Source organism: Pedococcus sp. 2YAF34 (assembly GCF_052114585.1).
Taxonomy (GTDB): domain Bacteria; phylum Actinomycetota; class Actinomycetes; order Actinomycetales; family Dermatophilaceae; genus Pedococcus.
The window spans coordinates 29,998-50,390 of the sequence record NZ_JBFRFA010000028.1; the positions used below are offsets into that span (position 1 = coordinate 29,998).

Genomic DNA, 20,393 nt, shown 5'->3' on the forward strand with positions numbered 1-20,393 from the left:
GGAGCCTAGGCAACCTCGTCCGCAGCACCGCCCGCGGCCCGTCCCCGGGCGGGGACGCACAGCGGGAGCGCGGACACGCACACGACGGCGAGCGCGAGAAACCCTGCCCCGAAGCCGGACGCCGTCGCGATCGCGCCCATGGCCACGGCGCCGGCCGCGGTGCCGCCGTCGAAGCCGATGTTCCAGCCGGCGCTCGCGACGGGGATGTGGCCGCGGTCCACCTGGTGGAAGGCCACCACGAGGGTGAGGTTCTGCAGGCCGCCGTACGCGACCCCGGCCAACGCCGCCCCTGCGAGCAGGAGCCGGAGGCCATCCCCGCGCTGCGCCGCCCAGGCACACAGGCACAGACCGGCGGCGCCGACGAGCAGCAGCGGCGCGAGGAACCGCTCGGCGCCGTACCGGTCCGAGAGGTGGCCGGCACCCCAGCGGCACGCGGCGGTGCCCACCCCGAGCACGAGCAGCACCCAGGACGCGGACGCGGAGTCCACGACCTGCGGCGCGAAGGTGAGCAGCCCTCCCCCGGCCATCGTCACGGCGAAGAGGACGGCGGTCGGCCGCGCGACGGCCCACGCCGTGCGCCGGTCCAGGCGCGGCGACGCACCGGTCACGCGGTCGGCCTCCCCAAGTGCCCGCCCCACCGCGAAGGCGAAGGGTGAGGCGACGACCGGCAGCGCGCCCACGGCGAAGACCCAGCCGAAGCCCCAGCGGTCGGCGACCGCCACCGAGGCCGGGAGCAGGACGAGGTTGGGGACGGCCACGGCGAGGCCGTAGGCGCCCACCGCGGCGCCCCGCCTGGCGGCCGGTACGAGGTGGGCGACCACCGCGGAGCCGGTGACCGTGATGATGCCGAACCCGATGCCCCGGACCGCGGACAGGAGCAGGACCGGCCCCAGCGCGTCGGACAGCAGGTAGGCGGGCGAGGCGACGCCCATGAGGAGGACGCCGGCGGCGATGACGGGTCCGTGGCCCAGGCGGCGCAGCAGGGCCGGCACCCCGAGCTGGGTCAGCACCGTGGCCGCCAACAGCACCCCGTTGACGAGTCCGGAGCCGACCGCGTCGGCGCCACCCCGGGCCGCCCACAGCGGCGCGACCGAGAGCAGGGCGGCGTACCCGCTGAACCCGAACACGCACACCAGACCGAGCGCCGGCATACCCGGGTACCGCCACACCGACCCCGACGTCGGGGCCGACGGCGCGGGGTGGGTCACCGGCCGAACACGGCGACGCACTCGACGTGGTGCGTCATCGGGAAGGCGTCGAAGGCCCGCAGCCCGAGCAGCTCGTACCCGGCCTCCGCCAACCACGCGGTGTCCCGGGCCAGGGCCGCGGGGTCGCACGCGACGTAGGCGATGGCTCGTGGCTCCAGCGCGGCGACCTGCGCGACGACGTCCTTGCCCGCCCCCGTCCGCGGCGGGTCGAGGACCACGAGGTCGGCGCGCAGCGGCAGCAGGGGGTGGCGACGCAGCTTGCGGGAGCGCTGCCCGCGCGAACCGGGTCCTGAGCGCTTCGGCCGCGCCACCCCGAATGCGTCGTCGACGCGAGCGCGCAGGGCGAGGACGGAGGGGTACGCGGCGAGGTTGGCCGCGGCGGAGGCCACCGCGTCGGCGTCGGACTCCACCGCGACGACCTTGCCGCCGGGCCCGACCGCCTCGGCGAGGGCCGCGGCGAACAGGCCGACACCGGAGTAGAGGTCGAGCGCCGTCTCCCCCTCGCGAGGCGCGAGAACCTCCAGGACGGTGTCGACGAAGGTGGCTGCGGCGCCGGGGTGCACCTGCCAGAACCCCCGGGCCGAGACCTGGAAGTCGCCGGCGAAGCGCTGCGCCGCGACGTGCTCGACGACGGTCGGGACGTCCTGCTCCCCCGACGGGACCGGCACGACGACGGCCTCGCCCGTGGACGGGGCGACGACGTCGACCGCCTGCTCGCCGTCCCAGTGGCCATGCAGGACACCGGTGGCGAGGACCCCCTCGTCGGCGATGAGGCACGTGTCGACGGGCACCACGTCGTGCGACCGGTGCTGGCGCAGTCCCGCCCGGCCGGCCTCGTCGACGGCGAACTCGACCCGTGTCCGCCAGCCGAGGCCGTCGTGGTCGCCGGGCACCGGCTCCACCGCGACCGCGACCTCGAGGTGGGCGAGGCGCGAGAACTGCTCGCGCACGACGGCGGCCTTGAGCTCGCGCTGGTGCCCCACCTCGACGTGCTGGAAGTCGCACCCGCCGCAGAGCCCCGGCCCGGCATACGGGCAGGGTGCGGTGACCCGGTGCTCGCTCGCCTCGACGACCTCGACCGCATCGGCGCGGACGAAGCGCTGGCCCGGCTTCGCCTCGGTGACACGGGCACGGACCCGCTCCCCCGGCAGGGCGTGGCGCAGGAAGACGACGCGCCCCTCGTACCGGGCGATGCAGAAGCCGCCGTGCGCGACGGGTCCGACCTCGACCTCGACGACGTCACCGACGGACAGCTCACCGACCGAGCGCTCGCCGACACGGTCTCCGGTGCCGTCGGTCCCGCGGTGGGAGCCGGCCCCGGGCGGGGAGCCGGTCACTGGCCGAGGCGGACCGAGCCCGCGGTGGGCCCGTCGAAACGCTCTTCCTGGCCCTCGGAGGAGGCGAGCTGCCACGGGACGCTGGCGACCATGACGCCCGGGGTGAACAGCAGCCGCCCCTTGAGGCGCAGCGCGCTCTGGTTGTGCAGGACCTGCTCGTACCACTTGCCCAGGACGTACTCCGGGATGTAGACGACCACGACGTCGCGCGGGTGGCCGGAGCGCAGCGACTTCACGTAGTCGACCACGGGCCTGGTGATCTCACGGTAGGGCGAGTCGAGGGCTTTGAGGGGCACCGGGATGTCGCGGCGGTCCCATTCGTCCTGCAGCGCCTTGGTCTCGTCGGGCTCGACGTTGACCGTGATCGCCTCGAGCTTGGACGGCCGGGTGGCCCGGGCGTAGGCGAGGGCGCGCAGTGTCGGCTTGTGGATCTTGGAGACCAGGACGATCGCGTGCACCCGGCTCGGCAGCATCTGCGCGTCGAGGTCGTCGTCGAGGACCCTCAGCTCGGCGCGGACGCGCTCGTAGTGCTTGTGGATCCCGAGCATGAGGAAGAACAGCACCACCATGGCCGCGATCGCGTACCCGGCGCCGTGCACGAACTTGGTGAGCAGCACCACCACGAGCACGATCCCGGACATCGTGGCGCCGATGGCGTTGATGACCCGGCTGCGCTGCATACGGGTGCGCTCGGCGCGGTCGCGCTCGAGGCGCAGGTGCCGGTTCCAGTGCCGGATCATGCCGGTCTGGCTCAGCGTGAACGACACGAAGACGCCGACGATGTAGAGCTGGATCAGCTTGGTGACCTCGGCGTCGTAGAGCACGATGAGGAAGGCCGCCGCGCCGGCGAGGATGAGGATGCCGTTGGAGAACGCGAGCCGGTCACCACGGGTGTGCAGCTGACGGGGCAGGTAGCCGTCCTTGGCGAGGATCGAGCCGAGGACCGGGAACCCGTTGAACGCGGTGTTCGCCGCGAGGATGAGGATGAGCCCCGCGACGATCGACACGATGATGACGCCCGGGTGGAAGCCCGAGAACACGGCCTTGGAGACCTGGCCCATGATCGTGTCCTGGACGTACCCGTCCCCGACCGGCTTGCCGTCGCGCAGGAGCTGGGTCGCCGGGTTCTCCGCGTACTTCACGCCGGTCCACCTGGCCAGCGTCAGCATCGACATGAGCATGGTGATGGCGATGACACCCATGAGCAGCAGGGTGGTCGCGGCGTTGCGGCTCTTGGGCTTCTTGAAGGCCGGCACCCCGTTGGAGATGGCCTCGACACCGGTCAGCGCCGCACAGCCGGAGGAGAACGCCCGCAGCAGCAGGAACAGCATCGCGAAGCTGCCCAGGCTCTGGTAGCCCGTCTCCGGCGCCAGGGTCAGCCGGGCGCTCTCCGCGTCGGGGAGGCTGCCGGTCGCCTCACGGATGACACCGACGATGCCCATGCCGATCACGCTCAACATGAACAGGTACACCGGCAACGCGAACGCCTGCCCGGACTCGCGCACGCCGCGCAGGTTCATCGCCGTCAGCAGCACCACGAGCGCCACCGCCACGACGACCTCGTGGCCGCGGATGAACGGCAGCGCAGCGGCGGCGTTCTGCACGCCCGAGGAGATCGACACCGCCACGGTGAGGACGTAGTCGACCAGCAGCGCCGAGGCGACGGTGAGGCCGGCCTTGGGCCCGAGGTTGGTGTTGGCCACCTCGTAGTCACCGCCGCCGGAGGGGTAGGCGTGCACGTTCTGCCGGTAGGACGCGACGACCACGAGCATGACGGCGACGACGCACAGGCCGATCTGCCACGAGTGGGTCAGGGCCAGCACACCACCCGCGAGGCCCAGGGTCAGGAAGATCTCGTCCGGCGCGTAGGCGACCGACGACAGGGCGTCGCTCGCGAAGATCGGGAGCGCGAGCTTCTTGGGGAGCAGGGTCTCGCCGAGCCGGTCGCTGCGCATCGCGCGACCGACGAGCACCCGTTTGAGGACGCGTCCTGAGGTTGCCACGGCGAACACTCTAGGCGTCACCAGGGAGTGGTGCGTGCCCGCGGCACACCGCGGCAGGGTGCGCGGACGTGGTACGCCGCGGTGTAGCGTCGGCGCCGTGCACTTCGTGATCATGGGCTGCGGCCGCGTCGGGTCCTCCCTCGCCCTGAGCCTCGAGAACCAGGGCCACGACGTGGCGGTGATCGACCAGGAGGAGTCCGCGTTCCGGCGCCTCGGGTCCGCGTTCGAGGGGAGCCGGGTCACCGGTGTCGGCTTCGACCGCGACACCCTCATCGAGGCCGGTATCTCCGACGCCTACGCGTTCGCCGCCGTCTCCAGCGGTGACAACTCCAACATCCTCGCCGCCCGGGTGGCCCGCGAGACCTTCGGCGTCGAGCACGTCGTCGCGCGCATCTACGACCCCGGCCGCGCCGAGGTCTACCAGCGCCTCGGCATCCCCACCGTCGCCACGGTGAAGTGGACCTCCGACCAGATGCTGCGTCGCCTGCTCCCCCAGGGCCACGTGCCCGAGCTGGTCGACCCGTCGGGCAAGGTGGTCGTCGCCGAGGTCACGGTCAACCCCGGGTGGGTCGGCCGGCTCGTCAGCGAGCTCGAGTCCGCCACCGGCACGCGTGCCGCCTACCTCACCCGCCTGGGGTCGGGCATCCTGCCCACGGCCGACACCGTGTTCCAGGAGGGCGACCTCATCCACCTCGCCACCCTCGCGGCCGAGCTGCCTGCCGTCGAGCGCACCCTCGACGCCCCTCCCGTCCCGTCCGGGCACTGAGCCACAAAGGAATCCCGAATGCGCGTCGTCATCGCCGGAGCAGGGAGCGTCGGCCGCTCCATCGCCCGCGAGCTGCTGCACAACGGCCACCAGGTCCTGCTCATGGACAAGGAGCGCAAGGACATCCAGTCCAGCCGCGTCCCTGAGGCCAACTGGCTGCTCGCCGACGCGTGCGAGATCACCGCCCTGCACGAGGCCGGCCTGGCCGAGTGCGACGTGGTCGTCGCCTCGACCGGTGACGACAAGGTCAACCTCGTGGTGTCCCTGCTGGCCAAGACCGAGTTCGGGGTGCCCCGCACCGTGGCCCGCGTCAACAACCCCAAGAACGAGTGGATGTTCGACGAGGCCTGGGGCGTCGACGTCGCCGTCTCGACGCCGCGCCTGATGACGGCGCTGGTCGAGGAGGCCGTGAGCGTCGGCGACCTCGTGCGGATCTTCCAGTTCCAGCAGGGCAAGGCGACCATGGTCGAGCTGACCCTGCCCGCCGACAGCCCCTACGCGGGCAAGCGGGTCGGCGACGTCGACTTCCCCGGCGAGACCGTGCTGGTGGGCATCATCCGCGAGGACCACCCCATCGCCCCGAGCCGGGACGACTCCCTCGAGCCGCACGACGAGCTGCTGTTCATCTCGACGCCGGAGTTCGAGGACGAGCTCGAGGCCATGCTGAGCCCGGGACAGCGCAACCCGCGCGGCGAGGCCTGACCGACCCCGCAAAGGCCGTCACCGTGAGGGCGACCTCACGGCTCGAGCGGCTCCCAGGTCGAGCGGGCTCACGGCTCGAGCGGTTCGCCTTCCGGCAGGCCGTGCCGGTGGTGCTCGACGTGGTGTCCGTCGGGAGCCGGCACCTCCTGGGCCGTCTCCCCGCGCACGAGCATCAGGCCCATGACGGCCAGGCCGACCAGCCACAGCGGCCAGCCGAGCGCCACCTTGCAGACGCCGAGCCAGCCCACCTCGCCGGCGAACCAGAGCGGCAGCATGATGGAGACGCGCACGGCGTACATCACCACGAGCACCATGGTGAGCCGCTGGCACACGCGCACGAGCCCGCGGTCGCGGTGCCAGGCGAAGGGGTCCTCGGTGGCCCGCGGGTCACCCGCCCCGACCATGAAGCCCACGAGCGGCCAGCGCGCCACCACGGACACGAGGGCACCCACGCCCCAGGCTGCGCTGGTCAGGATGCCCGGGAGGAACGCGTCCTGGGCGCGGCCGCTGCGCAGGGCGAAGAACGCGGCGATGCCGGTCGCGACGGCTGCAGAGCCGACGAACTGCAGGCTCTGGCGCTGCACGAGGCGCACCAGCGCCAGGACGACGATGCCCACGCCGGCCGCGACGACGGCAGTTCGCACGTCATGGGTCCACGTCCAGATCGCGACGAACAGGACCGTGGGCAGAGCGGTCTCCGCGGAGCCGCGCCAGCCGCCGAGGGCCCGGGACAGGCGCTGTCGGATGACCTCCTCGACGGTGGCCTGCACCTCGTGGTCAGTGTGCACGCAGCGGCACGATCTCGTAGGCGGGGTTGAAGATGGTCGGGATGCCCCGGTAGTAGGTGACGCGGCCGTTGGCCCGCAGGTAGGTGCCGGGCTGGATCCCCGCGATGGAGCGCCGGCCGAGCCAGACCAGGTTGATGGTGCGGCTGCCGTCGTAGAGGTCGATCACCAGGGCCGGGACGTTGACGCGCGGCCGCAGGGTGACGGCCCGGACGGTGCCGGAGACGGTCGCCTCCTGGCGGTCGCGAAGGTCGCACATCGGGGTGCACCCGAGGCGGGCCGCGTCCTCCTGCAGCTCGTCGGCCTCCATCTGGGTGACCGACTTGGTCAGCCGCTCCCCCAGCCGGGCCAGGGCCGACTTGTGGTCCTTCCCGGCGGCGTCGCGAGCGGTGGGGGTGACGGTGGTCTTGCCAGCCATGGCTGCCTACCTGACCTCGGTGATCTCGGGTCCGCGCTCGAACGGCTTGAGGTCGTCGGCCCGGACCCCGGTGCCGCCCTCGTCGTCCGCGTGCTCGTGGTCGTGCTGGTCGTCGTGGTCGGCCGCGGCTCCCGGCTGGGCGGGCAGCGTGAGCGGGAGCATCTCGCGCGGCGCCATGGCGCTGTCGCCGCGGACGACGACGGCGTCGCGCACCACGTCGAGCAGTGGCGCGGCAGCCTCGTCGTCGATCGCGGCGCGGCCGGAGAACACGGCCCGCAGGAACCAGCGTGGCCCGTCGACCCCGGCGAACCGAGCGGGGGCGAAGACCGTGCGGCCGTCGGGGCCGGCGGAAGGCATACGGGTGCGCAGCTCGGTGCCGAGCGGGCCCCTCACCTCGTCGGCGGTGCCGCCCTGGTCGAGGATGGACTCGGCGATCTCGGCGCGGATCTCGTCCCAGATGCCCAGGGTGCGGGGGGCGGCGAAGGCCTGGATCTGCACGGCGGAGTCGCCGAGGACCGCGGTGGCGCCGACGACCTGGTCAGCAGCCTCGTCGACCTCCAGGCGCAGCTCCATGCCGGCGACCCCGCGGATGCGCAGGGCCCCGAGGTCGAGGCGACCGTCGTCGGCGGCGTCGACCTCACTGCTGTCGAACGGGCCGCGGCCGTCGGCGGCGCCCCCGCCTGCAGCCTCGTCGCCAGCCGGGGTCGTCGCCGGTGAGCCCTGCTCGGCGGACTCGAGCACGCCGGCGGCCTCTGCGGCGTCAGCGCCGTCGACACCTTCCGCAGCCGACCCGGTGTCGGCCACCTGTCCCGTCCCGTCGGCCGGTTCGGTCTTCTTGCCTCGTCGGAAAAGCGCCACTGGTCAGTCAGTCCTTCGTCGTCTGGTTGTGGGTGCCGAAGCCGCCACTGGACCCGTGTCCAGTGTCCCCCCGGGAGGTGTCTTCGAGCGAATCCACCTCGATGAACTCGGCGCGGGCCACCTCTTGCACCACGAGCTGGGCGATGCGGTCACCGCGTCGCACGGTGAACGGCTCGCGCGGGTCGAGGTTGACCAGGTTGACCAGCACCTCGCCGCGGTAGCCGGCGTCGACGGTGCCCGGCGCGTTGACGATGGTGACCCCGTGGCGGGCCGCGAGGCCGGAGCGGGGGTGCACCAGGCCGACGTACCCGTCCGGGATGGCCAGCGCCAGTCCCGTGGGGACCAGCGTGCGCTCGCCGGGGGCGATGGTCACGTCGGTGGCGGCGTGCAGGTCGGCGCCGGCGTCACCGTCGTGTGCGTAGGTGGGCACCGGGAGGTCGGGGTCGAGCCGCCGAAGGGGCACCGATACGCGGATAGGGCCAGTCACGTGGACTGACCCTATCCCGCTCTGCCCACGTCAGGCTGCGCACTCCCGGCACACCATCTGCCCGTTGACCTCCTTGGCCAGCTGGCTGCGGTGGTGCACCAGGAAGCACCGCGAGCAGGTGAACTCGTCGTACTGCCGCGGGATGACCCGGACGGAGAGCTCCTCCCCGGACAGGTCGGCGCCGGGGAGCTCGAAGCCCTCGGCCTGCTCGGTCTCGTCGACGTCGACGCTGGAGGCGCTCTTGTCGACCCGGCGGGACTTCAGCTCCTCGATCGAGTCCTCGGACAGCTCGTCATCGGTCTTGCGCGGCGCGTCGTAGTCAGTCGCCATAGTCGCTGTCGCTCTCTCTCTTCTGTCGCATCAGTCGTCCTCCCGGTGATCGGGAAGTCGAGTCGCCGGTGTCAACGCTGACCGTCATGGTTTTGTGCCCACCTGCGGCGGGGATTGTGCCCTATCCGCGAGATGGCGTCATCCCTGGGTCCACGGACCGTCGCCCGGGGGCACGACGGGAGCGCGCCGATCATCTCCCGAGCCCGCCGACGACCTCCTCTCGGCCGTGCTGGCGACGTCTCGGGGCGGTCTCGGTTCACCCAAGATTCACCCAGGGCGGGCAACCCGGACTGGGTCGAAACGCGTCTGTGCGTCTAGAGTCCTGACCTCACGTCAGCGAACTGCCCGCCCGAACCGACTCGTCGAACGACTCAGAGAGGGGTGCACCATGACCGAGTTCCACACCGAGATCACCCGCCGCGCCAGCCGCGCGGTGCAGAACCTGCGAACCGCGCAGGAGACCGGCGACGACTACCTCGCCACCGTCCAGGAGGCCGAGCTGGAGAACCTCGCCCGGCTCGCCCAGGAGCACGGTCTGCGCATCCCCGCGCTCTCCGACTACCACGCCGCCTGAGCACACCGGCCGAGACATCGACCGGCGCGAGCCCCTGGCCGCGCGCCGGTCGTCACCTCTGTCCCGTCCCCGCTCCGGTCGTCGCCGTCCCTACTCGGCGCCGGCGGCCTCGACCGCCCGGCGCACCAGCTCCGAGAGCTCACCGTGCAGCGGCGCCGCGGCCCCCACGACCAGTGAGGGGTCGGGCGCCCCACCCTCGAGACCGGTGAACAGCCCTCCGGCCTCGGTCAGCACCAGCCACGCGGCCGCGAGGTCCCACGGGTTGAGACCCCGCTCGAAGTAGCAGTCGAGCGTGCCGAGGGCCACCGAGCAGATGTCGAGGGCCGCGCTCCCGATGCGCCGGATGTCACGGACGTGCGGGAGCACCTCGGTCAGCACGCGCGCCTGCCACAGGCGACGTCCCGCGTCGTAGCCGAACCCGGTGCCTGCGAGCGCCTGCCCGAGCTCGGGCGGCTCGCCGATCGCCAGCCGTCGTGCCGGGCCGCCGTCGACGATGCGCAGGTGGGCGCCCCCGCCGAGGCGGGCGTGGAAGAGCTGTCCGCTGACGGGGTTGACCACCGCGCCGACCACCGGCCGCCAGGCCCCCGGGGTCGTGGGGTCCCCGACGACGGCGGCGACGGACACGGCGTACGCGGGGATCGCGTAGAGGTAGTTGACCGTCCCGTCGATGGGGTCCACGACCCAGGTGACCCGCGAGCGGCCGGTGGTCCCGGGCGCCTCCTCGCCGAGGAAGCCGTCCTGCGTCCTCGCCTCGTGCAGCCGCGTGCGGATGAGGGCCTGGGCACGCTCGTCCATCACGGTGACGACGTCGGTCGCGGAGGACTTCGTGCTGGCCACGCCGAGGTCGGCCGGACGCTCGTCGACGATGAGGCGACCTGCCTCGAGGGCGACACGGACCGCCAGCTCCTCGAACTCCCGGAGCTCACCCTCGTCAGGCACCTGCAGGTCCCAGGGCTCCGCGCCGTCCCCCGTGCCGGCCACCCCCGAACCTGCCCCCACCCCGGCCACCCTCAGTCCTGGCCGCAGAGGGCCGGCTTGGCCGTGCGCAGGTTGGGGCAGCAGCCCGGGGCGCAGGTCGAGCGCAGCGGCGTGGTCCCGGGCCAGGAGGGCTGGGCCGGCTGCTCGCCCCGGGCCACGGCCGCCCGCTCCTCGACGAGGTCGACCAACCCGGACACGAACTCCGGGTCGATCCCCACGGTGGGTACCCGCACCAGCTGGAGCCCGAGCTTCTCGGCCGTCGCCGCAGCCTCGGTGTCGAGGTCGTAGACGACCTCCATGTGGTCGGACACGAAGCCGATCGGGGCCACGACCACCACGGTCGCCCCCTCGGCCGCCAGCTCCTCGAGCCGGTCGTTGACGTCGGGCTCGAGCCACGGCTGGCTCGGCGGCCCCGAGCGGGAGCAGAACACCAGCTCGCCGCTGAGGTCGGTGTCCAGGGTCGCGTTGACCTCCTCGGTGATCGCCGCCCCGAGCGCCACGTGCTGGCGCGAGTACGCGCTGCCCACCTCGTCGCCGGGGCCCGAGGTCTCGTCCATGGCCGTCGGGATGGAGTGCGTCACGAACAGCAGGCGTATGTCGCCCGCCTCGGTGCCGCCGCGCAGCACCTCGCGGACGGCCTCGGTGACCAGGCGGCTGTTGGTGCGCGAGAAGCCGGGGTGGTTGGCGTAGGTGCGGATCTTGTCGACGGCGACGTCGATGCCCTCGGAGGCCACCTTCTCGGTCGCGGCGGCGAGGTCCTCGCGGTACTGCCGGCACGACGAGTAGCAGGAGTAGGCGCTGGTCATGACGGTGACGAGCCGGTTCAGGCCCTGGTCATGGGCCTCGCGCAGCGCCTCGTCGACGAACGGCGTGAAGTTGCGGTTGCCCCAGATGACCGGCGTCGAGATCTCCCGCCGGTCGAGCTCGGCGCGCAGGGCGGCGATGAGGGCGCGGTTCTGGTCGTTGATCGGGCTGCGGCCACCGAAGCCGTAGTAGTGCTCACCGACCTCCTCGAGCCGCTCGTCGGGGATGTTCTTGCCCGCTGTGACGGTGCGCAGGAACGGCAGGACGTCCTCGGGCTTCTCCGGACCGCCGAAGGACAGCAGGAGGATCCCGTCGTAGGGGTCGAGCGGGTTGGGGTCAGGGCTCACGTGAGTTCTCCGGTTCGCAGGGGCTTGGGCGCGTGGACGTCGAGCACGACCGCCACCATCCGCACGGCGAAGACCAGGGCGACACAGCCCCAGATCACCAGCGGGTTGACGAGGTCGAAGTGGTGGGCGGTCACGATCAGGGCCGACCCCAGCAGGGCCGGCAGGGCGTACATCTCTCGGCGCAGGACCTCGGGGACCTGCCCGGCCAGGACGTCACGGACGATGCCGCCGCCGACGGCGGTGATCCCGCCCACGATCACGGCGGTCAGCGGGTCCATTCCCGCCCCCAGCGCCTTGAGAGACCCGCCGATGGCGAAGACCGCCAGGCCCGCGGCGTCCAGGACCCGGACGAAGCGCGAGATGCGCTCGACCCCCGGGTGGTAGAGGAAGGTCACCAGCCCCGCGACCAGGGCGCTGGTCAGCAGCCGCCAGTCGGAGATGCCCACCGGCGGCAGGTCGCCGATGAGCAGGTCGCGCAGCACCCCGCCGCCGAGCGCCGCCGCGCCCGCGAGGACGAGCACCCCGAAGAGGTCCAGCCGCTTCTTCACCGCCACCAGACCGCCCGACAGGGCGAACGCGAACACCCCGACGAGGTCGAGGGCCAGCTGGAGGTGGGTGTCGAGGGTGAGCATCGCGAGTCAAAAGTACCCTCGCGGCGTGGGCGCTTCCTCGGCGAGGTCGGGGGTGGCAGAGTCCACCCTGATGTGGCGATACGGGAGAAGGCAATGCGCGACCTGCGGCTGATCGGTGTCCATGAGGACGGCCAGCGGCTGCTGCTGTCCGACGCGGAGGGCGAGCAGTACGGCGTTCCCCTCGACGAACCCCTGCGGGCGGCCGTGCGCCGTGACCGGCCACGGCTCGGTCAGCTGCAGATCGAGATCGACGGCGGCCTGCGCCCGCGTGACGTCCAGGCGATGATCCGGGCCGGCCTCAGCGCCGAGGAGGTCGCCGACCGCTCGGGCTGGGCGGTGGAGAAGGTGCGCCGCTACGAGGGGCCCATCCTCGCCGAGCGCGAGTACGTCGCCGGGCTGGCCCGCGCGGTCCGGCTCCGTGGACGCGCAGGCGCCGGGTCCACGACCCCGACCCTGGCTGCCCGGGTCAGCACCCGCCTGTCCGGCCGCGGCGTCGACCCGGCCCTGGCCGAGTGGGACTCCGCCCGCAGCGAGAGCGGCGAGTGGACCGTCGTCGTCACCTTCCCGGCCGGCGGACGCGAGCGCCAGGCCCGCTGGCAGTTCGACGTCCAGGCCCGCACCGTGACCGCGTCCGACGACGAGGCGCGCTGGCTCAGCGAGGAGGACACCGCCGGCGGTGCCTCTCCCCTGCCCACGCCGCACCTGGTCTCCACCCCCGTCCGGGCCACGACCGTGTACGACGTCGAGGCCGAGGGCGGTGTGCAGGCCACCACCCCGCGCCGGCCCGCGCCGCTGCGCGGCGAGGAGCCGCTCGACCTCATGAGCGCCATGCGCGAGCGCGCCTCGCACCGCGGTCGCCCGCGGCGTCGCAAGGGACCGGCGTCTCAGACGCCCGTCGACGAGGCGCCCCGCGAGGACGCCCTCCCCCTGGAGGACCTCGCCTACGACCCCGAGACCATGCCGCCGCCCCCGGCGGCCCGTGGTCCGCACCCCTTGGATCCCACGCCCGGCACCGGCTCGGTGGGCGACGACGTCCTGCCCGCCGCCCCAACCCCCGCGGCCGACCAGCCCTCGGCCCCCACTGCGGACGCCGAGCAGCCCGAGCGCACCGAGGAGGCGGCCGCTCTCGTCGTCGACGACCTCGCCGATGACCTCCGGGACGACCTCACCGACGACGTCGTGGTCCTCGACGTCGAGGACCACGACGTCGAGGAGCACTCGGCGGCCGACGCCGACCTCGACGACGCGGCCCGGGCGGACGTGGTCCCCGAGGACGTCGCGGACGCGGGTTCGCAGGAGCCGGAGGACCTCGACGACGTGGCGGTGGAGGACGTCGAGCCGGAGCCCGAGCCGGCCACGGAACCCGAACCGGTCGACGAGGCACCTGCCGCGCCGGCACGGCCCCGCCCGGCGAAGAAGTCCGGTCGGCGCAGTGTGCCGAGCTGGGACGACGTGATGTTCGGGGCCAAGCCCCGCGACTGACGCCCCGGGCTGGGGCCCCGCAGCTCACGCCGTACGGGTGCCTCTCAGCAGGGCGGCACGGGGCAGAGGTCGAGGTCGAACGGCAGCACGTCCGGCGAGGACGCGGCCGCCCGGGCCGCGGCCGAGTTCATCCGCCGCATGAAGTGGCGCCGGCACAGCACCTCGTACTCCACGAGAGTCTCGGTGCCTGTCTTGGTGTCGCCGACGACGACCTGCTCTCCCTCGACGACCATGGCACCGTCGACGACGCGCGCGTTGTGGGTGGCCCGGCGCCCGCACCAGCACAGCGCCTCGACCTGGAGCACCTGCACCTTGTCGGCCAGCTCGATCATCCGCCGCGAACCGGGGAAGAGCTGGGTGCGGAAGTCGGCGGTGATCCCGAACGCGAAGACGTCGATGCCCATCTCGTCGACGAGCCGCGCGAGCTGCTCGACCTGCGCGGGTGTGTAGAACTGCACCTCGTCGCAGATGAGGTAGTCGATGCGCAGGCCCTGCGTCGCGTGCTCGACGACCGCGTCCCAGAAGTCGAGCTCGTCGCCGACCTCGTGGGCGGGGGTCGACAGCCCCAGCCGCGAGGACAGCACGTCGGTGCCGGCCCGGTCGAGCTTGGTGTAGATGATCCCGGACCGGCCACGGGCTCGGTGGTTGTGGTCCATCTGGAGCGCAAGGGTCGACTTGCCGCAGTCCATGGTCCCGGAGAAGAAGACGAGCTCAGCCACGAGCGACCACCCTAGGCGGTGTCCTTGGCCGGGACGTGGAAGAGGGGTATCGCGGACTCCTCGGGTGTCAGCGACCCGTGCAGCCCGACGAGTGCGAGCAGCTGCGGGCGGGCACGCCGGGAATCCACGATCGCGAAGTTGTCGCGCATCGCGACCACCACGTCGCCGATGCGGGGCAGGTTGCCCTCGCTGACAGGCCCGAACCAGCCCTGCGCCACGGCGTCCTCACGGGTGCGGATCCAGGCGCGCTCGGCCACCCGCTCGGTCCACGTGTGGAAGACGTCGTCGGCGGCGCCGGGCTCGCAGTAGAGCTGCAGCGCCCGGGCCTCTCCCCCGACGTGGCGGACGCCAGCGGCGAGCCCGGGGTCGTGGGCGAGGTCGATGCGCAGGGCGTGGGGTGCGTCGACCATGCCGTGGTCGGCGGTGACGTAGACGGCCGTGTCGGACGGCACCGACCGGCACAGCCGCGCGAGCTCTGCGTCGATCGCCTCGAGCTCGTCGCCCCACTCCCACGACTGGCAGCCGTGCACGTGGCCGACCTTGTCGAGGTCGCCCCAGTAGAGGTAGACGAGGGACCGCTTGGACGCCCGGACCGCCGCCAGGGACGCGTCGACACGGGCAGCGAGGCTGTCGGCAGCGCGGAACCGGCCACCACGCACTGCGGCCCGGGTCAGCCCGGAGCCGTCGAAGAAGGCAGGTCCCACCCGGGTCACGTCGACCCCGTCGCGCTCCGCGTGCTCGAAGACGGTCGCCTGGGGCTGCCAGCGCAACGGGTCCGGACCGTCCTCCCAGGAGAGCTCGTTGACCAGCCGGTCCTCGCCGGGGACGAGCACCTCGTAGCCGAGCAGGCCGTGGCTGCCCGGTGGCAGGCCCGTGCCGAAGGTGCCCATCGAGGTCGCCGTCGTCGACGGGAACCCCGAGCCGATGCGGTGGGCGGCCGGCAGCAGCGAGCGCAGGAACGGCGCGTGACCGCCCCTGCGTCGGATCAGCTCGTAGCCGAGCCCGTCGACGAGGACCACGACAGCGCGCCGCGCGGGGCCGAACTCCAGGGCCGCGGCGACCGGTGCGGCCTCGGCGTCACCGGTGTTCACGACGGCGGGTCCACCCGCGTGGCCGTCGACCCCGACGGCCGCGAGGGACCCCGCGTAGCGCTGGACGCCGAGGCTCGCGGCCACGGCCGGGAGGACACCGGCGAGGCCGGCGGCGTCGTACCGAGGGGGGAACAGACCTTCGTGTGGCATGGGTTAGGGCATCGCCTTCGGCGTGCGCACGGGCCTAGCTGCCGATGCTGGTCGAGAGGGCCTGGGCGAAGTCGAGGGCCTGCTGCAGGGCTGTCTCACCCTCGGCGTCGGCGCTGATCCGCAGGGAGATGTCGTCGGAGGCGACGCTGCCCTCGTAGCCGTGGTCGGCGTCGCAGTCTGGGTCGGCGCAGGAGGCCGGCACGAGGTCGATCCGGCTCACGGCCCCCCAGCCGAGCGTGAGGGTGATCTCGCGGCCGAGCGAGCCCGGCTGGTACTCCTGCGGACGCGCGACCACGTGGGTGACCATCACGCCGCGGACGGCGCTGAGAGGCACGCTCTCGGTCGTCGCGGTGGCGACGTCCTCGTGGCCGGGACGCTCGTCGGTGTGGTCGTCGGCGTGGGCGATGACCAGCCGCGAGCCGGTGAGGGCGAGGACGGTGATGTGCCGGCGGACCGCGTCGTGGTCGAACGTCGTCTCCTGGTGCACGAGGTGGGAGACCACCTCGTCGCCCCCGAGGGCCGCCTGGACGACGTCACCGACCAGGCTCGGGTAGTAGCCCGCCTGCTCGATCGCCCTGGTCAGGTCGTCCGGCAGGGCCAGCGGTCCGGCGGCACGGCGCGAGGAGGTTGAGCCCATACCGGCCATCTTGCCCTACCCGGGCCGACGCCGCCGGGGGCGGAGGCCTCGTCGGGGCGCGTGCGGCGCACCGGGGCCGCCCTACGTCAGGCTGCGGCGACCGGGGTCCTTGCGGCGGGTGGTCGGGGCGACGACCACCTCGGCGCCGAGGACGTCGACCCCGGCGGGCTGGGCGTTGACCGGGTTGAGGACGAGGCTGGACACCTCCGGCAGGTTGTCGGCGAGCACCGAGACACGCGCGATGAGGTCGGCGAGCGCCGCCCGGTGCACGGGCGCGGCCCCCCGGTGGCCGTGCAGCATCGGCGAGGCCTTGACCGAGGAGATCAGGTCGGAGACGTCGACGTCGGTCAGCGGGGGGATGCGGTGGCCGATGTCGCCGAGCAGGTCGGTGGGCGGTCCGGCGATGCTGAAGGAGACGACCGGGCCGAACAACGGGTCCTCGTCGCTGCGCACCACGCAGGACACACCCAGGCTCGCCATGCGCTGGACGACGAAGGTGTTGGCCGACAGCGGTGCCAGCCGCTCGGTCAGGGCGCCGAACGCCTCCCGCACCTGGGCCTCCGAGCGCAGGTCGACCCGGATGCCGCTGAGGCCCGGCTGGTGGCGCATGAGCGGCGCCACCGACTTGATCACCACGGGGTAGCCGACGGAGCCCGCTGCGGCCACGGCCTCCTCGACCGTGCGCACCGGGACGCTCCCCCAGAGCTCGATGCCGTATGCCGAGAGCAGCTCGGTCACCTCCTGGTGGGTGAGCCGGCGACCCTCCGGCGCCTCGGCCAGCACGCGCTCGACCACCGCGCTGGCCGCCTCGCGGTCGATGCCGACCGGCCCCACGGGCACGCCGTGGTCGCGCGCCCGCCACTCGGCGTACCGCGTCGCCGCCGCGAGCGCGCGGACGGCGTCCTCCGGCATGGCGTAGGCGGGGACCACCTCCAGCCGGCCGCCCTCGCGCTGGTCGGAGAGTCGCTCGAGGACACCCCGCATACCGAGGAACGTTGCGAGGCAGGGCTTGTCGGACGCGATGGCCGCATTGCGCACCGCCGTCGCGACCTCCTCGTCCTGGGTGACCAGGGGCGGGATGAAGCAGGTCAGCACGCTGTCGACGTCGGCGTCGGCGAACGCGTCCGCGAGCGCCTCGGCGAACCGCTCCCCCGTCGCATCGCTGGGCAGCGAGACCGGCCCGTGGGCCACCTCGAGGCCCCAGCTGACGCAGGCCTCGGCCGTGAGCGCGCCGAGGGCGTCGGAGTTGCCGACGATGGCCACCCGGTTGCCCTGGGGCAGCGGCTGGTGCACGACGAGCTGGGCAACGTCGAACATCTGGTGGACGTTCTCGACCCTGATGACACCGGCCTGGCGCAGCATCGAGTCGAACGCCTCGGGGCGCACCCTCGTGGTGCGGGCCCGGTGACCCGGCGGCACGCCGTACGACGAGACCCCCGACTTCACCACGATCACGGGCTTGGTCGTCGCCAGCCTCCGGGCGATGCGTGAGAACTTGCGCGGGTTGCCCATGGACTCGAGGTAGAGGCCGACCGCGTCGGTGTCCTCGTCGTCGATCCAGTACTGCATGAAGTCGTTGCCGGAGACGTCGACGCGGTTGCCGGCCGACGCGAAGACCGAGATGCCGAGGCCTCGCCGGGCCGCCGACGCCAGCACCGCGATGCCGAGGGCGCCGCTCTGCGCGAAGAGCCCGAGGCGTCCCGGTGGGGGCAGGTCGGGGGCGAGCGAGGCGTTGAGTCGGACGCTCGGGTGGTTGTTGATGACGCCGAAGGAGTTGGGGCCCAGGACCCGCATGCCGGCGCTGCGCGCGGTGGCGAGCAGCTCACGCTGCAGGTCCTCCCCGTCCGGCCCGGCCTCGGCGAACCCCGCCGACACGACCAGCAGCGTCTTGACCCCGGCCTCGGCGCAGTCGGCGACCACGTCGAGCACCTCGTCGGCGGGCACGGCGACCACCGCCAGGTCGACCTCGCCGGGGATCTCCGACACCCGAGCGTGGGCGGGCAGGCCGAGGACCTCCATGGCCTCGCGGTTGACCGCGTGCACCGCGCCGTTGAACCCGGCGGCCTGGATGTTGGCCAGGATGTGGTGCCCGATGGAGTCGGTGCGACGGCTGGCGCCCACGACGGCGATCGAGTCGGGGAACAGCACCGAGTGCATGCTGACGGACTCGGCACGGTGCTCCCGGGACAGGCGCACCGCCTCCGAGCGCTCGGTGGGCTGGATCCGGAAGCTGAGGGAGACCACACCGTCCTCGAAGCGGCGCGCCACCTCGTACCCCGCGTCGGCGAAGACCGAGATCATCTTGCGGTTCTGGGGCAGCACCTCGGCGGTGAACTCCTGCACCCCCGCCTCCCAGGCGATGACCGCGAGGTGCTCGAGCAGCACCGACCCGATGCCGCGGCCCTGGTAGGAGTCGGAGATGTTGAAGGCGACCTCGGCGCTGGTCGGGGTGATGCGGTCGTAGCGGCCGATGCCGATGATGTCGCCCCGCACCGTCGCCACCAGCGCCACCCGGTCGTGGTAGTCGACGTTGGTGAAGCGCGTGACGTCACGGTCGCTGAGCTTGCGCAGGGGCGCGAAGAACCGCATGTAGATCGACTCGTCGGACTGCCCGGCGTGGAACCGGTGCACCGCGTCGACGTCGCTGGGCGTGATCGGGCGGAGGTGCGCCACGGACCCGTCCCGGAGCACGACGTCGGCCTCCCACTCGGTCGGGTAGCCGGCAGGGCGTGCCTGGGTCGCCGTCATCGGGCCCTGCTCGCCACCAGCGTCGCGGCCTGCGTCATGGTGGAAAGCATGTCACGCCCGACCCACCCCGGGAGGGTGCGGTCAGTGCCGCAGCGGGACCGTCTCGAAGGTCGAGCCGGAGTCGCTGCTGACCCAGTAGGAGGCTCCGCCGCCGGTGGCGTAGACGAGTCCACCGCCGGCCGCTCCTGCCCACGTGGTGGATGTAGAGCCGCCCGGCGCCACGTCCTTCCAGGCGGCGCCGCCGGTGCTCGTCGAGAGCATCCGGGTGGGTGACGTCGCCTCGCCGGTGCTGGCCGGCAGGGCCTGCCGGACCGCGACGACGTGCTCGGCGTCGGTGGCGGTGAGCCACACCCCCGCCGGGGTGGGGTTGCCGAGGCCCGGGGCGGGGCGCTGGCGCCAGGTGGCGCCCCGGTCGGTCGAGGTGACCAGGTCGTAACGCACGTCGGCGGCGCCGGAGGCCGGGCAGAGGCCGACCAGCGTGCCGCGGCTGTTGGCGGCGGCCGCGACGGTGAACCCCTGGGCCGGGTCGCAGCCCTGGGGCACCGGGAGCGACTGGGGCGTCCCGGAGACCCGCTGGGGGCGCAGCGGCTGCTGGGTCCCCGTCGACGTGCCGTTGAGGTAGGCATCGGACCCGTCGAGGACGAGCCAGGCGTTCTCCACCACCGGTGCCGTCCCGGGGACGTCCACGGCCTCCGTGCGGTCACTGGTGACCGGGGCGGTGCGGACCTGCAGGTCGGAGCAGCCCCGCTGCACCGACGCGGTCCCGACGTGGGCACAGGTGCGCGCGGTGACCATCCAGACCCGGGTGCCGTCGGTCTCCAGGGACAGCACGCGGCGTCCGGCCACGTCGACGGGGCTCCAGGAGCGTCCACCGTCGGTGGTTCGCCGCACCTCACCGCCGAACACGTAGCCGACCTGGGGCGTCGCGAACCGCACGCCGACGAGCTGGTTGGCGTCCGCAGGGGTGACCAGGGGTCCGCGGGTGGTCAGGTCGGTGAACGAGGCCCGGGTCGACCAGGTGCGCCCGTCGTCGTCGGAGGCGACGACCGCGCTGCAGCTGCCGGAGGCGCAGGCGGCGGAGCCGAGCCCGACCAGGTGGCCGGTCCCGGCATTGGTGAGCGACGCGAGCTCGAACGTGCGGGGGACGGGCAGCACCTCCGGCCCCGGCGCGGTGGTGACGGACGCGGGTCCCTTCGCGGGCGCGGAGCCTGTCGGGCCGGCCGTCACCGTCCGGGTCACCGTGACGGTGGGGCGTGGCGCGGTCGAGGAGGACGTCGTGGTGGGGGTGTTCGCCGCCTGCTGCAGGGCCGGCCCGTGACCCGTGCCCACGACGAGGC

20 protein-coding genes are annotated in these 20,393 nt (G+C 73.1%); 4 read left to right on the forward strand and 16 right to left on the reverse strand.

Annotation, left to right across the window (positions count from 1 at the left end; translation table 11 throughout):
- Positions 1–5 precede the first annotated feature (5 nt).
- The 3 genes from AB4Z02_RS14150 to AB4Z02_RS14160 are packed head-to-tail and all read right to left on the reverse strand — an operon-like array spanning position 6 to position 4,500.
- Positions 6–1,208 (reverse strand): MFS transporter, encoded by a 1,203-nt coding sequence (locus AB4Z02_RS14150; protein ID WP_441971683.1) that lies wholly within the window; start codon positions 1,206–1,208, stop codon positions 6–8.
- Entirely contained in the window at positions 1,205–2,545 is a 1,341-nt protein-coding gene (locus tag AB4Z02_RS14155; protein WP_441971685.1) for a class I SAM-dependent RNA methyltransferase, read from the reverse strand. Before AB4Z02_RS14155 ends, AB4Z02_RS14150 begins: the two co-directional genes overlap by 4 nt.
- Positions 2,542–4,500, reverse strand: coding sequence for an APC family permease (locus AB4Z02_RS14160; RefSeq protein ID WP_200949274.1), 1,959 nt, complete (start codon positions 4,498–4,500; stop codon positions 2,542–2,544). The genes AB4Z02_RS14155 and AB4Z02_RS14160 overlap by 4 nt, the downstream gene beginning before the upstream one ends.
- 145 nt (positions 4,501–4,645) lie before the next feature.
- Here AB4Z02_RS14160 and AB4Z02_RS14165 point away from each other — a divergent pair, with 145 nt between their 5' ends.
- Together AB4Z02_RS14165 and AB4Z02_RS14170 are read left to right on the forward strand one after the other, a co-directional pair.
- Positions 4,646–5,314: a potassium channel family protein gene (locus AB4Z02_RS14165; protein ID WP_056883997.1), complete on the forward strand. Its 669-nt coding sequence runs from the start codon at positions 4,646–4,648 to the stop codon at positions 5,312–5,314.
- Positions 5,315–5,332: 18 nt separating this feature from the next.
- On the forward strand, positions 5,333–6,016 hold the full coding sequence (locus AB4Z02_RS14170; RefSeq protein WP_056883996.1) for a potassium channel family protein: 684 nt from the start codon (positions 5,333–5,335) through the stop codon (positions 6,014–6,016).
- 68 nt (positions 6,017–6,084) lie between these two features.
- Here AB4Z02_RS14170 and AB4Z02_RS14175 read toward each other — a convergent pair whose 3' ends face one another.
- The 5 genes from AB4Z02_RS14175 to AB4Z02_RS14195 are packed head-to-tail and all read right to left on the reverse strand — an operon-like array spanning position 6,085 to position 8,894.
- Positions 6,085–6,804 (reverse strand): DUF3159 domain-containing protein, encoded by a 720-nt coding sequence (locus tag AB4Z02_RS14175; RefSeq protein WP_082590581.1) that lies wholly within the window; start codon positions 6,802–6,804, stop codon positions 6,085–6,087.
- A complete protein-coding gene (locus AB4Z02_RS14180; RefSeq protein ID WP_441971688.1) occupies positions 6,794–7,219 on the reverse strand; it encodes an OB-fold nucleic acid binding domain-containing protein in 426 nt (141 codons plus the stop codon). The genes AB4Z02_RS14175 and AB4Z02_RS14180 overlap by 11 nt, the downstream gene beginning before the upstream one ends.
- Positions 7,220–7,225: 6 nt before the next feature.
- On the reverse strand, positions 7,226–8,077 hold the full coding sequence (locus tag AB4Z02_RS14185) for a DUF3710 domain-containing protein (protein ID WP_441971690.1): 852 nt from the start codon (positions 8,075–8,077) through the stop codon (positions 7,226–7,228).
- A gap of 7 nt (positions 8,078–8,084) precedes the next feature.
- A complete protein-coding gene (dut, locus tag AB4Z02_RS14190) occupies positions 8,085–8,540 on the reverse strand; it encodes a dUTP diphosphatase (RefSeq protein WP_441971692.1) in 456 nt (151 codons plus the stop codon).
- A gap of 54 nt (positions 8,541–8,594) precedes the next feature.
- Entirely contained in the window at positions 8,595–8,894 is a 300-nt protein-coding gene (locus AB4Z02_RS14195; protein WP_056883993.1) for a DUF4193 domain-containing protein, read from the reverse strand.
- A gap of 388 nt (positions 8,895–9,282) precedes the next feature.
- Here AB4Z02_RS14195 and AB4Z02_RS14200 point away from each other — a divergent pair, with 388 nt between their 5' ends.
- Entirely contained in the window at positions 9,283–9,468 is a 186-nt protein-coding gene (locus AB4Z02_RS14200) for a hypothetical protein (RefSeq protein WP_056883992.1), read from the forward strand.
- A 90-nt stretch (positions 9,469–9,558) separates the two neighbouring features.
- Here the strand turns inward: AB4Z02_RS14200 and AB4Z02_RS14205 are convergent, their stop codons facing one another.
- From AB4Z02_RS14205 to AB4Z02_RS14215, 3 genes are read right to left on the reverse strand one after another with little or no spacing between them, the layout of a single operon-like run.
- Positions 9,559–10,449: an inositol monophosphatase family protein gene (locus AB4Z02_RS14205; RefSeq protein ID WP_441971694.1), complete on the reverse strand. Its 891-nt coding sequence runs from the start codon at positions 10,447–10,449 to the stop codon at positions 9,559–9,561.
- A gap of 29 nt (positions 10,450–10,478) precedes the next feature.
- Positions 10,479–11,597 (reverse strand): ferrochelatase, encoded by a 1,119-nt coding sequence (locus AB4Z02_RS14210; RefSeq protein ID WP_441971695.1) that lies wholly within the window; start codon positions 11,595–11,597, stop codon positions 10,479–10,481.
- Complete coding sequence (locus tag AB4Z02_RS14215; RefSeq protein WP_441971697.1) at positions 11,594–12,229, reverse strand: trimeric intracellular cation channel family protein; 636 nt, start codon at positions 12,227–12,229, stop codon at positions 11,594–11,596. Before AB4Z02_RS14215 ends, AB4Z02_RS14210 begins: the two co-directional genes overlap by 4 nt.
- A gap of 93 nt (positions 12,230–12,322) precedes the next feature.
- Here AB4Z02_RS14215 and sepH point away from each other — a divergent pair, with 93 nt between their 5' ends.
- Positions 12,323–13,711 (forward strand): septation protein SepH, encoded by a 1,389-nt coding sequence (sepH, locus tag AB4Z02_RS14220; protein ID WP_441971699.1) that lies wholly within the window; start codon positions 12,323–12,325, stop codon positions 13,709–13,711.
- Positions 13,712–13,755: 44 nt separating this feature from the next.
- On the opposite strand, the gene AB4Z02_RS14225 is transcribed toward sepH, so the two are convergent.
- From AB4Z02_RS14225 to AB4Z02_RS14245, 5 genes are all read right to left on the reverse strand, one after another.
- On the reverse strand, positions 13,756–14,430 hold the full coding sequence (locus AB4Z02_RS14225; RefSeq protein ID WP_441971701.1) for a thymidine kinase: 675 nt from the start codon (positions 14,428–14,430) through the stop codon (positions 13,756–13,758).
- A gap of 11 nt (positions 14,431–14,441) precedes the next feature.
- Positions 14,442–15,671 carry an alkaline phosphatase family protein gene (locus AB4Z02_RS14230; RefSeq protein WP_441971703.1) on the reverse strand — a complete coding sequence of 410 codons (1,230 nt, stop codon included), beginning with the start codon at positions 15,669–15,671 and terminating at the stop codon, positions 14,442–14,444.
- A gap of 34 nt (positions 15,672–15,705) precedes the next feature.
- Complete coding sequence (locus AB4Z02_RS14235; protein ID WP_056883986.1) at positions 15,706–16,308, reverse strand: DUF5998 family protein; 603 nt, start codon at positions 16,306–16,308, stop codon at positions 15,706–15,708.
- 81 nt (positions 16,309–16,389) lie between these two features.
- Positions 16,390–19,056 (reverse strand): bifunctional acetate--CoA ligase family protein/GNAT family N-acetyltransferase, encoded by a 2,667-nt coding sequence (locus AB4Z02_RS14240; protein WP_056883985.1) that lies wholly within the window; start codon positions 19,054–19,056, stop codon positions 16,390–16,392.
- An 81-nt stretch (positions 19,057–19,137) separates the two neighbouring features.
- A partial coding sequence (locus tag AB4Z02_RS14245) for a hypothetical protein (RefSeq protein ID WP_441971706.1) occupies positions 19,138–20,393 on the reverse strand: 1,256 nt, incomplete at its 5' end.

Coding starts and splice junctions, on each gene's coding strand:
- AB4Z02_RS14160 (WP_200949274.1), bottom strand. CDS start 4,500: ATGCGCAGCGACCGGCTCGGCGAGACCCTGCTCCCCAAGAAGCTCGCG.
- AB4Z02_RS14170 (WP_056883996.1), top strand. CDS start 5,333: ATGCGCGTCGTCATCGCCGGAGCAGGGAGCGTCGGCCGCTCCATCGCC.
- AB4Z02_RS14180 (WP_441971688.1), bottom strand. CDS start 7,219: ATGGCTGGCAAGACCACCGTCACCCCCACCGCTCGCGACGCCGCCGGG.
- AB4Z02_RS14195 (WP_056883993.1), bottom strand. CDS start 8,894: ATGGCGACTGACTACGACGCGCCGCGCAAGACCGATGACGAGCTGTCC.
- AB4Z02_RS14200 (WP_056883992.1), top strand. CDS start 9,283: ATGACCGAGTTCCACACCGAGATCACCCGCCGCGCCAGCCGCGCGGTG.
- AB4Z02_RS14215 (WP_441971697.1), bottom strand. CDS start 12,229: ATGCTCACCCTCGACACCCACCTCCAGCTGGCCCTCGACCTCGTCGGG.
- sepH (WP_441971699.1), top strand. CDS start 12,323: ATGCGCGACCTGCGGCTGATCGGTGTCCATGAGGACGGCCAGCGGCTG.
- AB4Z02_RS14230 (WP_441971703.1), bottom strand. CDS start 15,671: ATGCCACACGAAGGTCTGTTCCCCCCTCGGTACGACGCCGCCGGCCTC.
- AB4Z02_RS14235 (WP_056883986.1), bottom strand. CDS start 16,308: ATGGGCTCAACCTCCTCGCGCCGTGCCGCCGGACCGCTGGCCCTGCCG.
- AB4Z02_RS14240 (WP_056883985.1), bottom strand. CDS start 19,056: ATGACGGCGACCCAGGCACGCCCTGCCGGCTACCCGACCGAGTGGGAG.